The organism is Pseudomonas sp. B21-015, from assembly GCF_024749285.1.
Lineage (GTDB): Bacteria > Pseudomonadota > Gammaproteobacteria > Pseudomonadales > Pseudomonadaceae > Aquipseudomonas.
Genome location: NZ_CP087196.1, coordinates 6,205,801 through 6,219,039 on the forward strand (window position 1 = coordinate 6,205,801; position 13,239 = coordinate 6,219,039).

Here is a 13,239-nt window from a genome sequence, read left to right on the forward strand (position 1 = left end):
ATCTTTTTTACCGCTGGAGAAGTTTTTTATGTCCCTGCTGCCCTGGCGCGACATCGATACCGTTCTGCTGGATATGGACGGCACGCTGCTGGACCTGCACTACGACAACCATTTCTGGATGGAGCATCTGCCAAAGCGTTATGCCGAGCTGCACGGAGTGAGCCTGGCCATGGCGGAGCTGGAATTGCAGCCGCTGTTCGAACGCCATGCCGGTCAGTTGCAGTGGTACTGCCTGGACTTCTGGAGCGCCGAGCTGAAGCTGTCGGTGCGCGAGCTGAAACTGGAAACCGCACACCTGATTGCCCTGCGTCCGGATGCGGACACTTTTCTGGCGGCGATCAAACAGGCCGGCAAGCGTGTGGTGCTGATCACCAACGCCCACCGCGACTCGCTGTCATTGAAGCTGGAAAAAATTGAACTGGCGTCCTATTTCGAGCGGTTGATCAGCTCCCACGATTACGGTTTTGCCAAGGAAGACCCGCAGTTCTGGGATGCCTTGCAGGCCGACATCGGCTTCGACCCGGCGCACAGTCTGTTTATCGACGATACGTTGCCGATTCTGCGCAGTGCTCGCAATTTTGGCGTGGCACACCTGTTGGCCGTGAGCGAGCCAGACAGCCGCAAAGGGCCGAAGGACACTGCCGAGTTTGCGGCGGTGGGGGATTATCGGGAGCTCATTGCAGGGCTTTAGACCGAGTCGCCTGCATCGCGGGCAAGCCTCGCTCCCACAGGGTCTGTGTCGTTCGCATCCTTCGTTAACGACACAATTCCTGTGGGAGCGAGGCTTGCCCGCGAAAGCGATCTCAAGCCTTACTCAGGAATCCGCAACACCTGCCCCGGATAGATCTTGTCCGGGTGTGAAAGCATTGGTTTGTTGGCCTCGAAGATTTTGTTGTACTTGTTCGCGTCGCCGTATTCGGCCTTGGAAATCGCGCTGAGGGTGTCGCCCTTTTTGACGGTGACGAACCGCGCCGCCTGAGCAACCGGGCCGGTCACAGTAATCTGGTCATCCACACTACCGACACCGGCAATATTGCCCACGGCCAGCAGAATCTTTTCCTTCTCTTCCTGGCTTGCCACTTCGCCGGTGACAGTGACTTTGTCGCCATCAATGGTCGCCTGAACATTCGGGCTACCCAGGCCGACCTTGCTGATGTGTTCCTTCAACTGCTCGCTGGCGTTGGTATTGCCAGGCGTCAGCAGATCGATAAGTTTTTCGCCTGCTTCTTTCACAAAGCTAAAAATACTCATGGTGCACACTCCTTGGGATTCAGGTTCCAGACGCCCAAGACTAGACCAGTCTTCCGGAGCCCGGTTCCCGGCCGACCAATGACCCAACTCCGCGCAGGCGGTAGAATCGCGAACCTTGCCCGCGCCCTGGAGCGAAGATGGACATCAAGCAGCTCAAATTCCTCATCGCTCTCGACGAAACCCGGCACTTCGGCCAGGCCGCCGCGCGCTGTCACATCACCCAGCCGACCCTGTCCATGCGCCTGCGCAGCCTCGAAGAAGAGCTCGAACTGCCGCTGGTCAACCGCGGCCAACGCTTCGAAGGTTTCACCGCGCCGGGCGAGCGCGTGCTGGCGTGGGCACGTACGGTGCTGGCGGCTTACGACGGTTTGCAGGCCGAAGCGGCAGCCTGTCGTGGCAACCTCGTGGGTACGTTGCGTCTGGGCGTGGTGCCGCTGTCGAGCTTCGACCCGGTGCCACTGATGCAACGCCTGCATGCCGAGCATCCGAACCTGCGCTTCGAACTCTCGGCCCTGAGTTCCGAACAGATCCTCGAACAACTGGCGAACAACCGTCTCGACCTCGGCGTGTCGTACCTGGAGCGTCTGGATGGCGAGCGCTTCGATTCCCTGGCCTTCAACGAAACCCGCATGGGCCTGCTCTACGATCAACGCTTCTTCAGTTTCGGCGAGGCGCCACTGAGCTGGGAGTCGCTGATCGAACTGCCGATGGGCATGCTCACCAGCGGCATGCATTTTCGCCAGTCCATCGACCATAACTTCCACAGCCGTGGCCTGACCCCACAGCCGTTGCTGCAAACCGATGCGGTCCACCAATTGTTACAGGCGGTACACGGCGGCCTGTGTTGCGCGGTCATGCCGCTGAACGGCGGCCTTGAAAACCTCACCGATCACTTGCGTCTGCAACCTATCGAAAGCGCCCAGACCCTCGCCCGGCTGGGGCTGATCATGCGTCGCAGCGCTCCGCGTTCGGCCTTGGCAGAAGCCTGTTTTGCGATCTATCAGAAATCACTGACAGACACTTGATCGACGCCATCTATCGGTAGATCAGTAATAGCGATTAGACGCGACATGTTGACGCGCCTAGGCTTAAAGCTGACCAAACCGTCGGTGATGCCTAATGAACGCCAAGCGCCCCGGCTGCGCGGCGCCTGCTCTTGAAACGCCCGCGCCCACCGCAAGCCAGACATACAGTTACTGCAACCTTGAATACTCCGAATCGTCCAGCACCGCGCTGGCCGAGGAAGTTGCATTGGCGATCGCCTACAACGGCATCAGCCAGGCGGTCATGTTGGTGACGCCGACGGATCTTGAAGACTTCATCGTCGGCTTCAGCCTCGGCAGCGGCATCATCGAAGACGCTTCAGACATCTACGACTTGCAACTCAGCGGCTCGGGGTCGGCGCAATACGCACAAGTGACCATCGCCAACCGCGCCTTCTGGAACCTCAAGCAGCAGCGTCGGCAACTGGCCGGCACCAGCGGTTGCGGGCTCTGCGGCGTGGAAGCGGTGGAGCAAGCATTGCCCGATCTCAAAGTACTGCCCGGCGCCCCGCTGCCCCCGGCCGAATGGCTGGACGGTTTGCGCCATCGCATCGCTGAATTCCAGCCTTTGGGCCAGTATTGCGGCGCGGTGCATGCGGCGGTGTTCATGAATGGCAAAGGCGAATTGCTGCTGGGCCGTGAAGACATCGGCCGGCACAACGCCCTCGACAAGCTGATCGGCGGGTTGATCCGCCAGAAAATTCCGACCACCAATGGCCTGGCGATTGTCACCAGCCGTTGCAGCCTCGAATTGATCCAGAAAGTGTTACGCGCCGGCATCCAGACCCTGGTCAGCCTGTCGTCGCCCACGGGCCTGGCCGTGCAATGGGCCCGTCGACACAACCTCAACCTCATCCACCTGCCGCAGAAAAGTGCGCCGCGGGTCTACAGCCCCGCGACGGAGAATCAAGCGTGAACCAACACCAACAAGCCGACCAGAAACCCGCTCCACGTTACAAGCCCTATAAGGGAGCGGCCGGTGGCTGGGGCGCGCTGGCCAGCGTTGCCCGCGCCTGGTTGACCAGCGACAACGCGTTGAAAAATCTGCGCATGATGCTCAAGACCAACAAGAACGGCGGGTTCGACTGCCCCGGCTGCGCCTGGGGCGATTCTCAGGAAGGCGGCATGGTGATGTTCTGCGAGAACGGCGCCAAAGCAGTGAACTGGGAAGCGACCAAACGGAGTGTCGATGGCGCGTTTTTCGCCAAACACAGCGTTAGCTCGTTGCTGGAGCAAAGTGATTATTGGCTCGAGTACCAGGGCCGTCTGACCGAGCCGCTGAGCTACGACGCCGAAACCGATCGTTACAAACCGATCAGCTGGGAAGCGGCATTCTCCTTGATCGCCAAGCATTTGCAGGGCCTGTCGAGCCCGAATCAGGCCGAGTTCTACACCTCGGGCCGCGCCAGCAACGAAGCGGCGTTCCTCTATCAACTGTTCGTGCGCACCTACGGCACCAACAATTTCCCCGACTGCTCGAACATGTGTCACGAAGCCAGCGGTGTGGCATTGGCCCAAAGCGTCGGCGTCGGCAAAGGCACCGTGACCTTCGACGACTTCGAACACGCCGATGCGATTTTTGTCTGGGGCCAGAACCCTGGCACCAACCACCCGCGGATGCTCGAGCCACTGCGCGAAGCGGTGAAACGCGGTGCGCAGGTGGTGTGCATCAACCCGCTGAAAGAGCGCGGCCTGGAACGCTTCCAGCACCCGCAACACCCGATCGAAATGCTCACCAACGGCGACAAGCCGACCAACACCGCGTACTTCCGTCCGGCATTGGGCGGCGACATGGCGATCATGCGCGGCATGGCCAAGTTCCTGCTGCAATGGGAGCGCGATGCGCAGAAGGCTGGTGAGCCTGCGGTGTTCGACCACGACTTCCTCAACGAACACAGCGCCAACGTTCTGGAATACCTCGGCACCGTCGACGACACCCCATGGGAGCAGATCGTCGAGCAGTCCGGACTGACCCTGGTGGAGATCGAGCAAGCGGCGCGCATGTACGCCAAAGGCAAGAACGTGATCATGTGCTGGGCCATGGGCATCACCCAGCATCGCCATTCAGTGGCGACCATCCAGGAAATCGCCAACCTGATGCTGTTGCGCGGCAACATCGGCCGGCCGGGTGCCGGTCTGTGCCCGGTGCGTGGCCACAGTAACGTGCAGGGCGACCGGACGATGGGCATCAACGAACGTCCGCCGGTGGCGTTCCTCGACGCCCTGGAGCGGCGCTTCCAGTTCAAGGTACCCCGTGAAAACGGCCACAACGTGGTCGAGGCGATTCACGCCATGGCCGAAGGCCGTTCGAAAGTCTTCATCGGCCTGGGCGGCAACTTCGCCCAAGCCACCCCGGACAGCCCACGGACCTTCCAGGCCCTGCGCAACTGCGACCTGACCGTGCAGATCAGCACCAAGCTCAACCGCAGCCATCTGACCCACGGTAAAGACGCGCTGATCCTGCCGTGCCTGGGCCGTACCGACATCGATATCCAGACCGAAGGCGCCCAAGCGGTGACCGTGGAAGACTCGTTCAGCATGGTCCACGCCTCCAACGGTCAGTTGCAGCCGCTGTCGAACCAGATGCGCTCGGAACCTGCGATCATCGCCGGTATCGCCGCCGCGACCCTGGGCAGCAAACCGGTGGACTGGAACTGGCTGATAGCGGATTACAGCCGCATCCGCGACCTGATCGCCGACACCATCCCGGGCTTTCGGGACTTCAACGAGAAGATCCAGAACCCGGGCGGTTTCTACCTGGGCAACAGCGCCGGCGCTCGCCGCTGGAACACCCTGTCGGGCCGGGCCAACTTCCGTCCGAACATCCTGCCCAAATACCTGGTGCACGAACGCACCCGCGCCACCGGCGTATTGCCGGACCTGATCATGCAGTCGATGCGCTCCCATGATCAGTACAACACCACCATTTATGGTCTTGATGATCGTTATCGTGGGGTGAAAGGTCAGCGGGATGTGTTGTTCGTCAATGAAGCCGACATCATTCGCCTGGGGTTCAAACCGGGGCAGAAAGCTGACATCGTTTCGCTCTGGGATGATGGCCGTGTGCGGCGGGTGAAGGGCTTTACGCTGCTGGCGTTTGATATCCCTGCCGGGCAAGCGGCCGCTTACTACCCGGAAGTGAACCCGTTGGTGCCGCTGGAAAGCACTGGGGATGGCAGCCATACGCCGACGTCGAAGTTTGTGGCGATCCGCTTGGAAGCGGCGAGTGAAACGGGGTTGATCATGGCCAAGTCGGCTTGACGCGACAGCGGGCTTGCTCGCGAAAGCGGTGGATCATTCAAACAGCTTTTCCGATCCAGCACTTTCCAATCGCCCACAAAAAAGGCCATTTTTATATAAAAACGGCCTTTGCGAAGTAGCTAAAGACCGGCGAAAAATACTTAAGTTCCGCCCAAAAAACAGCAACTTATAGAATTGTGCTCAAGTCGTGTTATTCGTCGGATTTCTATTGTCACAACCCCGACACAGCCTCAGGATCGCGCCGTCATCCCCTTGAGGTTCCTCTATGAAGTTCTCCTCGATTCTCTTGTTGTCCCTTGGCCTGGTCAGTGGCTTCGCGTCTGCTGGCGGCACCACCGAAGCAGGTGTGGGCGGCGCATTGGGCGGGGTTCTGGGCTCGGTCGTCGGTCAATCGCTAGGCGGCAGTACAGGTTCAACCATTGGCGCGGCCCTGGGCGGCGCGGGTGGTAGCGCAGTGGGCGCAGACAGACGCAGCCGTGGCGAAGCCGCCATTGGCGGTGCCTTGGGCGCAGCTGGCGGTAACGTGGTCGGCCGCAGCATGGGCGGCACCACCGGTAGCCTGATCGGCTCCGCAGCAGGCGGCGGCGCCGGTGGCGCGCTGGGTAACTACATGGGCAACAAGAGCGATGACGACGATCGTCGTTCCTACCGTCGTGGTTATGACGATGATGATCGTCGCTACTACCGTGACGGCCATCCGGGTCGCGGCCATGCCTATGGCCATCGCAAGCATCACCATCGCTATCGCGACTGAGGCTTGAATCGCCTCGTTGACCGGTAGATCAAAAAATCGCAGCCCTCGGGCTGCGATTTTTTTGCCCTCAGATCGCCAGTCGCTCCAACGCCCCGCGCAACCCGGCAGGAATCGCCACCGGCTGATTCGACGCTCGATCCACGAATACATGCACGAAACGCCCCGCCGCGCAGGCTTCGTCTTCGCCAGCCTTGAACACCGCCAATTCGTATTGCACCGAGCTGTTACCCAGCTTGCCCACCCGCAGGCCGATTTCGATCCGATCCGGGAAGGCGATAGAAGCAAAGTAATCGCAGGCCGAACTCACCACAAAACCCACCACCTCGCCGTCATGGATATCCAGGCCGCCGACTTCGATCAGGTAGGTGTTCACCGCCGTGTCGAAAAAACTGTAGTAGGTGACGTTGTTGACGTGACCGTAGGCGTCATTGTCGTGCCAGCGGGTGGTGATGGGCTGGAAGTGCGGGTAGTCGGTGCGTTGGGGCATCGGGTTGGACATCAGCGTTGGTTCCTGGGGTTGGGTGGCTAGTTTAAGGTGAAACCGCGTCGTACCCCTTCGCGAGCAGGCTCGCGAAGGGGCCTTCACCGACGCCACATAAAATCACATCTCGGCAAACCCTTTACCCTGCGCCGCCAACTCCCCAATCAACCGCGCCGGCGCCCAGTGATCACCCTGCTTGGTCTCAAGCTGCAACAATCGCAGATGAATATCCGCCAACCCTTGCCGATCCGCCCAAGCCATCGGCCCGCCCTTGTCCGCCGGGAAACCATAACCATTGAGGTACACCAGGTCGATGTCATGCGCCGACGCCGCGATGCCTTCCTGAAGAATCTTCGCCCCTTCGTTGACCAGCGCCAGCAAACAGCGCTCCAGAACCTCTTCAGGGTCAATGTCGCGACGCTGGAACCCCAACCCCTCGCTGACTTCCAGCACCAACGCATCGACTTCCAGATCGTGCTCAGCCTGACGACTGCCCGGTTCGTAGTGATAATACCCATCGCCACTCTTCTGCCCGAAGCGCCCCAGCTCGCACAGTCGGTTGTCCACCTGAACCTGCGGCGCATCCTGGCCTTTGCCAGCCAGTTCCCGAGCGCGCCATTCCAGGTCGATGCCGACCACGTCATACATGCGGAACGGCCCCATGGCGAAACCAAAACCTTGCAGCGCTGCATCCACCTGATAAGGCAAAGCACCCTCCAGCAACATCTTGCGCGCTTCGAGCACGTACGGATGCAGCATGCGGTTGCCGATGAAACCGTGGCAATTGCCCGAGACCACGCTGACCTTGCCCATGCGCAGCCCCAGCGCCAGCGCCGCATCAAGCACCGCCGGCGCCGTCTGGGCACCGCGCACGATCTCCAGCAATTTCATGATGTGTGCCGGGCTGAAGAAATGCAGGCCCAGGACCTGATGCGGACGGCGAGTGGCAGCGGCGATCGCGTCGATATCCAGCGCCGAGGTATTGCTGGCCAGAATCGCTTCGGGTTTGAGCAGACCGTCTAGTTCGCGAAAGATGTTCTGCTTCAGCTCGAGATTTTCGTAGACCGCTTCGATAACCAGATCGACATCGCGAATCGCTGCGTAATCGGCAGCCGCCGTCACCCGTGCAATGCGCGCATCCGCCTCGGCCTGATCGATCCGCCCCTGACGCACGTTGTGCGCATAAGTCTCAGCCACGCTGGCGAGCGCCAACTCAAGCATCTGCGGATTGTTATCGACCCACTGCACCGGTACCCCGGCGTTGGCCAGGCACATGACAATGCCACGGCCCATGGTGCCCGCCCCGATCACGGCGGCGCGCTGAATATCGAACAGTGTCTGGCTCATGATTGTTCTCTTGTTGGCGATCCAAAGACAGTCCTCACCATAGTCAGCCCATGGGTGTTTTTGAAGTTTATTCCTGTGATGGGCGACATTCAGCGGATGGATGTGATGGCCTCTTCGCGAGCAAGCCCGCTCCCACATTGACCGTCTTTCAACTTGGCAAATGCGCTTCGGCCCACGCCCGAACCTCGGCATACGGATAATCCTCCAACGCCGCAAACCCCGGAATCGATCGCGCCTTGAGCTTGGTAAACAGCGGCACGCTGATCCCGCACAGAAACCGCGTCACGCGCTCTGCCGATGGAACACTCCCCGTGTGCAGCTCATGCCTGTGGATAAAATCACCGCACAGCGCCTCGAAGCTTTTATCCACAAGCGCCGGCAATTCCGGCGGCTCGGGTAGCCGCGCTACGTGGCCGTGACACACCGAACAATGCCCACACCGCTGCGGTGCGTTTTCGTCGCCGAAGTACTCCGCCAGGCGATAGCCCAGACAGTGGTCGGTGGCGAAGAGATCCAGCATGGCGTGAACCCGTGCAATCTCGGTGCGCTCGTGCTGGGTGAAGCAGGCGTGCAGTTCGGCGCTCAGGGCTTGGGAATCAAAGTCCGTTTTCAGCAGGCTGTAGACCTCGGTCATCTGCTTGCTTTCCAGCTCGACCCAGCCTTTTTCCTGAAAATAGTCCAGCGCCTTGACCACCCGACTGCGCTCGGCGGAATGCTGTTCATACAGTGCATCGAAATTCACCGTGGCCCAGGTCCGTGCGCGGCTGGAAGTCTTGATGATCGCCGAGACGAAGTCCCTGCGCTCACCTTCGAACCGGGCCAGCAACGCTTCGGGCTCCTGCAAATACTTGAAGCGGTATTCGGCGTAATAGGCATAGCGCGGAGCGATCAACCCCCGCAGCTCCAGCTGTACCAGCAAGGTCTTGAGCGGTAACTGGCGAATGTTGCTCTGATCGGCCAAAGGCCCCAGCAGAAACTCCCACTGCCCCTCGGGCGCGGCGGCTTGCAGCTCATCGAGCACGCAACGAATGCCGTCCAGCTCCGGCGTGTCGCCGTAGACGAAGTTTTCCAGCACGTTGAGGCTGTCACGGTTGGCCAATACAAGGCAGTCGGACGGCTGCCCGTCACGGCCGGCGCGGCCGATTTCCTGGCTGTAGTTTTCGATGGATTTGGGCAAGTCGAAATGCACCACATTGCGGATATCGCTTTTATCGATACCCATGCCGAAGGCGATGGTGGCGACGATGCAATTGGACTGCCCGCCCATGAACCGCTTCTGTATCCCTTCCCGTTGTTCGTGGGGCAAACCGGCGTGATAGGCCTCGGCCTGAATGCCATTCCTGCTCAAATGCTCGGCAATGTGCTCGGCGGTTTTCTGCAGGGTGACGTAGACGATGCTCGGCTGGTCGGGGCGCTGGCTCATCCATTCGACGAGACGTCGGCGCTTGTCCTGACCGCGTACCGGCTCCACCAACAAATTGAGGTTGGGTCGGTAGAAACCGGTGGTCACCACATCTTCAGGGGCGATGGCGAATCTGGCTTCCATGTCGGCGATCACCTTGGGTGTCGCGGTGGCGGTCAACAGCAGAGCCTGGGGAATGTTGAACTGGCGCTGATAGTCCGGCAGCTTGAGGTAGTCGGGGCGGAAGTTGTGGCCCCACTCGGAGATGCAGTGGGCCTCGTCCACCACCAGCAGCGAGATCGGCACCTGCTGCAAAAAATGGCGGAAGCGCTCGTTCTTCAAGCGCTCCACGGAAATCATCAGAATCTTCAATTCCCCGGACTTCGCGCGGGCCATCACATCGCTGGCGTCATCGCGGCTCTGGGCCGAATCGATACTGCCCGCCGCAATCCCGTGGCGCTGCAAGAACGCCAACTGATCCTGCATCAACGCCAGCAAAGGCGACACAACCAATGTCAGGTGCGGCAGCAACAAGGCCGGTAATTGATAGCAAAGAGACTTGCCCGAGCCGGTAGGGAAAATCGCCGCCGCCGAGCGTCCGGCCAGCACCGCGCTGACCGCCGCCTCCTGGCCGGGCCGAAACTGTGGATAACCGAAAACCTGTTCCAGGGTGTTGTGCATAAGCTGTCACTCCGTTGACCGCTGCGAAGCCCAAAGCCTAGCCGGCGAACGCAGCGAGTCGAGAAAAGGTCGGGGGCAAAAACGATACCGGATGATACAGCGGATAGTTCGGGGAGACTGCAAGGCTTGGAGAATGGGGCGGCTGGCAGATCGCTTTCGCGAGCAAGCCCGCTTGTATGGTAGGACTTGAAGGGAGGAGGAGGGACAAAGCCCGATTCTGACTGTTGACGCAGTACAGATCCGTGGGAGATTTCGCCCCTCCTCCTTTCACCCAAGCGCCGATAAAGAATGCATCTGGCTAGACCGACGATAGGAACAAGCCTGCGCCTCTGAGTGAGCCCTTCAAGTGTTCAAAACCATATCCCGGAGGAAATACAATGGCAATGCCGGTTTCTGTCACACAGCCGATCGTAGGCGTGGATGTCGCCAAGAACGAACTGGTGATCTATCGCGCCGAACTTGACCTGCTTGAAGAGATTCCCAACAACAAAGCAGCCATCAAGACGTGGTTGAAGGCCTTGCCAGGGACAGTCGCGGTAGCTATTGAATCGACCAATATCTATCACCTGGAGTTCGCTGATCTGGCCTATGAGGCCGGCTGCACGATTTACATGGTGGGTGGCTATGAGCTCAGCCATTACCGCAAAGGGGTGAATGTCCGTGCCAAAACCGACGCGCTGGATGCCAGGCTGCTCGCTCGCTATCTGAAGAACGAAGGTGATGATCTTCATCCATGGACCCCGCCATCACCGCTGTACCGCCAGCTCCTGAGCCTCTTCCGTCGTCGCGCAGCCTTGGTTCAGGCGCGGGTCGGCCTGGTGCAAAGCTGGGCGAATGAGCCACTGTTGAAGACAGCTTTTGCCGAGCAAGTGAAATCCATGCAGCAGCTTGAGGCGCTGGTCGAAAAGACGATTAATAATCATCTGAAGGAAGCCGGCTTGCTCGGTCAGTTGAAGCGTTGCGTGAAAGTTGAAGGCATTGGATTTTTGACCGGAGCCCGCTTGCTCACGGCGTTTCAGCGGGGCGACTTCAGAAACGCGGATGCCTTTATTGCCTTCCTGGGAATGGATCTGCGCGTGTCGAAGTCAGGACAAAAGGATGGTCGTCGGAGTCTGACCAAGCGAGGTGACCCGGAAGCCCGCCGGCTTTTGCACAATGCAGCCATGTCGGCCAGCCGTACGCCTGCCTGGAAAGGCTTTTACGAAGAGCAAAGAGCTCGGGGCTTCAGCACCACTCAGGCGCTGGTGATACTGGCTCGCAAGCTTGCTCGGATCGTATTCGCTCTGCTGAAAGGGCAGAGCGAATACCAACCAAAAGCCGGTTGAGGGCTTCCCCTCAACCATAGAATCTCCCACAGTTGACCGCGCTCTTACCTGGGGACCCGGTCTAATGTGGGAGCGGGCTTGCTCGCGAAGAGGCCAGCACAATCAGCGCCAAACCATCAGCGAACTCAAGGCATCAACACCGCCACCCGCAGTTGCTCATCCAGCGCCTGCTCATGAAACACCTGGCTCCTGCTCGCCCAAACGGCATGGGCCGGGCTGATTTCGCCGGTGAACGCCGCCGCCAGCTGACGCAAATCGGCGACACTGCGTACACGCGGGCAGAAGGGTTCATCGTCGCAGTTCTGACTGGCGCTGCGGTAGGTGACCAGCAACCGATCCCACAACCCGTCACGCACTTGCCTGACCGACTTCAGCTTCACAGCCTGCACGCCCAGTCGCTGTTTCAGCCCCTGTTCATCCAGCGCTTCGCTGGCCAGCAGCGCCTTGCCCACCATCAGCACCTCGGCACGGGACGCGGTGTCGACGTCTGCCTGGCTAGTCAGCGCATCCGGCCAACCGGTGCGGGCCATGTTGGCAAGGAGCACCGAATGACCGACGTCGGCAGCGCCCGCCATCCGACAAACACCGGCCCATAGCAATAAAATCGAGGCCATACGGAGCCACTGCATACCTAATTCCCTTTAGCGTGTAACGGACGCTTAGAAACGTCCTATAGATTCTGGCGCGCACCATACAGAGGTTTGCTGAGAAGCGCCTGACAATCCCGTAGGAATATCGACCTCTAGGGGAAAAGCTTAAAAAATAGTCGGGGTGTGCGTAGGAAAAGGGCGATAACGCCGGTAATCCCCCTACAAAACCTGTCCATTTTCAGCACCTTGCGGCGCCTCGGCGCGTCCCTCTATAGTTTTCGACGCGGCTGAAACACTGTGTCGGCCTGCCGGCGAGACTGCCCGACTTTCCACAGGACTGACTTCGATGAACACGCGCCACTCATTAACAGACCGCTATCGCCCGCTCAAAACCAGCTACAGCGACACCCCGGTGTTGGTCATCGACACCGAAGCCAGCCCGCACGAAATCCTTGACGCCGCCCGCCAACGCATCCGCGCCGCCAGCGACCTGCTCGAAACGCTCTATTGCCTGTGCTTTAAACAGGCCGACGTGAAAGACATTCCCAACATCGTCAACGCGCTGTACCTGCTGACCCAGGACGGCAACGAACTGCTCGAAATCGCCCGACAACGCCTGCCGAAAACCACAGCGGTTTGATGCAAAAAACAACCCCCAACTCCACCACAATCCCCCTGTGTGGGCTTGCTCGCGAAGAACGATAACGCGGTCCACCAGATGAGAAGCGAAACATCCGACACTCAACAACTCGACAAAACGGCCTGCGACGCATGGTTCAAAGCACAAGTACAAACCAGCCTCGACGCCCCTCGCCCCAGCATTCCAGATGAAGAAGTCACACACCTGATGGCAATCAAACGAGACAAATTGCTCAAGCGATGAGTCTGTAAGCAACGCCCTATCTAAGCTTCATCCCGGTCCTACAACCGAAGACACCTTGTCGCCTATCGCCACCCGGTGGCTCACACCTATAGTCGTGACTGTCGCTGCCAAATCAGCGGCTCGGGCTTGGTCACCCGATGGAATACATAAACGCGTCCGTTGTATGCTGCCGGCACTCAAGTGTCTGCACGCTATATGGTGGCTGTGTTTGGGACGCCTTA

Annotated in this window: 13 protein-coding genes; 8 read left to right on the forward strand and 5 right to left on the reverse strand. The window is 59.7% G+C overall.

What is annotated here, in order from left to right:
• Positions 1-28: 28 nt before the first annotated feature.
• On the forward strand, positions 29-691 hold the full coding sequence (gene yrfG / locus LOY38_RS28285) for a GMP/IMP nucleotidase (protein WP_258698034.1): 663 nt from the start codon (positions 29-31) through the stop codon (positions 689-691).
• 119 nt (positions 692-810) lie between these two features.
• Here the strand turns inward: yrfG and lysM are convergent, their stop codons facing one another.
• Complete coding sequence (gene lysM / locus LOY38_RS28290; protein WP_258698035.1) at positions 811-1,251, reverse strand: peptidoglycan-binding protein LysM; 441 nt, start codon at positions 1,249-1,251, stop codon at positions 811-813.
• 137 nt (positions 1,252-1,388) lie between these two features.
• Here lysM and LOY38_RS28295 point away from each other — a divergent pair, with 137 nt between their 5' ends.
• The 4 genes from LOY38_RS28295 to LOY38_RS28310 all read left to right on the forward strand — a co-directional run bounded on the left by LOY38_RS28295 (position 1,389) and on the right by LOY38_RS28310 (position 6,309).
• The gene (locus LOY38_RS28295) at positions 1,389-2,276 is read left to right on the forward strand and encodes a LysR family transcriptional regulator (protein ID WP_258698036.1); all 888 of its coding nucleotides are present in this window, start codon (positions 1,389-1,391) and stop codon (positions 2,274-2,276) included.
• Between the two features lie 94 nt (positions 2,277-2,370).
• The gene (fdhD, locus tag LOY38_RS28300; protein ID WP_258698037.1) at positions 2,371-3,210 is read left to right on the forward strand and encodes a formate dehydrogenase accessory sulfurtransferase FdhD; all 840 of its coding nucleotides are present in this window, start codon (positions 2,371-2,373) and stop codon (positions 3,208-3,210) included.
• On the forward strand, positions 3,207-5,555 hold the full coding sequence (locus tag LOY38_RS28305) for an FdhF/YdeP family oxidoreductase (RefSeq protein WP_258698038.1): 2,349 nt from the start codon (positions 3,207-3,209) through the stop codon (positions 5,553-5,555). The genes fdhD and LOY38_RS28305 overlap by 4 nt, the downstream gene beginning before the upstream one ends.
• A 265-nt stretch (positions 5,556-5,820) precedes the next feature.
• On the forward strand, positions 5,821-6,309 hold the full coding sequence (locus LOY38_RS28310) for a glycine zipper domain-containing protein (RefSeq protein ID WP_258698039.1): 489 nt from the start codon (positions 5,821-5,823) through the stop codon (positions 6,307-6,309).
• Positions 6,310-6,376: 67 nt separating this feature from the next.
• Here the strand turns inward: LOY38_RS28310 and LOY38_RS28315 are convergent, their stop codons facing one another.
• From LOY38_RS28315 to LOY38_RS28325, 3 genes are all read right to left on the reverse strand, one after another.
• Entirely contained in the window at positions 6,377-6,808 is a 432-nt protein-coding gene (locus LOY38_RS28315; RefSeq protein WP_258698040.1) for a thioesterase family protein, read from the reverse strand.
• 102 nt (positions 6,809-6,910) lie between these two features.
• Positions 6,911-8,137, reverse strand: a complete 1,227-nt coding sequence (locus LOY38_RS28320; protein ID WP_258698041.1) for a 3-hydroxyacyl-CoA dehydrogenase — start codon at positions 8,135-8,137, stop codon at positions 6,911-6,913.
• A gap of 148 nt (positions 8,138-8,285) precedes the next feature.
• Positions 8,286-10,220 carry an ATP-dependent DNA helicase RecQ gene (locus tag LOY38_RS28325; protein WP_258698042.1) on the reverse strand — a complete coding sequence of 645 codons (1,935 nt, stop codon included), beginning with the start codon at positions 10,218-10,220 and terminating at the stop codon, positions 8,286-8,288.
• 377 nt (positions 10,221-10,597) lie between these two features.
• On the opposite strand from LOY38_RS28325, the gene LOY38_RS28330 reads away from it, so the two are divergent.
• The gene (locus tag LOY38_RS28330) at positions 10,598-11,545 is read left to right on the forward strand and encodes a transposase (RefSeq protein ID WP_258696476.1); all 948 of its coding nucleotides are present in this window, start codon (positions 10,598-10,600) and stop codon (positions 11,543-11,545) included.
• 125 nt (positions 11,546-11,670) lie between these two features.
• Here LOY38_RS28330 and LOY38_RS28335 read toward each other — a convergent pair whose 3' ends face one another.
• Entirely contained in the window at positions 11,671-12,174 is a 504-nt protein-coding gene (locus tag LOY38_RS28335; protein WP_258698043.1) for a polysaccharide deacetylase, read from the reverse strand.
• 307 nt (positions 12,175-12,481) lie between these two features.
• Between LOY38_RS28335 and LOY38_RS28340 the strand changes: the two genes are divergently transcribed.
• Together LOY38_RS28340 and LOY38_RS30485 are read left to right on the forward strand one after the other, a co-directional pair.
• On the forward strand, positions 12,482-12,775 hold the full coding sequence (locus LOY38_RS28340; RefSeq protein ID WP_258698044.1) for a hypothetical protein: 294 nt from the start codon (positions 12,482-12,484) through the stop codon (positions 12,773-12,775).
• A gap of 78 nt (positions 12,776-12,853) precedes the next feature.
• On the forward strand, positions 12,854-13,018 hold the full coding sequence (locus tag LOY38_RS30485) for a hypothetical protein (RefSeq protein ID WP_339524638.1): 165 nt from the start codon (positions 12,854-12,856) through the stop codon (positions 13,016-13,018).
• Positions 13,019-13,239: the final 221 nt, after the last annotated feature.

Bases quoted from the DNA above. Each gene is read 5' to 3' on its own strand.
- yrfG (WP_258698034.1), top strand. From the start codon at position 29: ATGTCCCTGCTGCCCTGGCGCGACATCGATACCGTTCTGCTGGATATG.
- lysM (WP_258698035.1), bottom strand. From the start codon at position 1,251: ATGAGTATTTTTAGCTTTGTGAAAGAAGCAGGCGAAAAACTTATCGAT.
- LOY38_RS28295 (WP_258698036.1), top strand. From the start codon at position 1,389: ATGGACATCAAGCAGCTCAAATTCCTCATCGCTCTCGACGAAACCCGG.
- fdhD (WP_258698037.1), top strand. From the start codon at position 2,371: ATGAACGCCAAGCGCCCCGGCTGCGCGGCGCCTGCTCTTGAAACGCCC.
- LOY38_RS28310 (WP_258698039.1), top strand. From the start codon at position 5,821: ATGAAGTTCTCCTCGATTCTCTTGTTGTCCCTTGGCCTGGTCAGTGGC.
- LOY38_RS28315 (WP_258698040.1), bottom strand. From the start codon at position 6,808: ATGTCCAACCCGATGCCCCAACGCACCGACTACCCGCACTTCCAGCCC.
- LOY38_RS28320 (WP_258698041.1), bottom strand. From the start codon at position 8,137: ATGAGCCAGACACTGTTCGATATTCAGCGCGCCGCCGTGATCGGGGCG.
- LOY38_RS28325 (WP_258698042.1), bottom strand. From the start codon at position 10,220: ATGCACAACACCCTGGAACAGGTTTTCGGTTATCCACAGTTTCGGCCC.
- LOY38_RS28330 (WP_258696476.1), top strand. From the start codon at position 10,598: ATGGCAATGCCGGTTTCTGTCACACAGCCGATCGTAGGCGTGGATGTC.
- LOY38_RS28335 (WP_258698043.1), bottom strand. From the start codon at position 12,174: ATGCAGTGGCTCCGTATGGCCTCGATTTTATTGCTATGGGCCGGTGTT.
- LOY38_RS28340 (WP_258698044.1), top strand. From the start codon at position 12,482: ATGAACACGCGCCACTCATTAACAGACCGCTATCGCCCGCTCAAAACC.
- LOY38_RS30485 (WP_339524638.1), top strand. From the start codon at position 12,854: ATGAGAAGCGAAACATCCGACACTCAACAACTCGACAAAACGGCCTGC.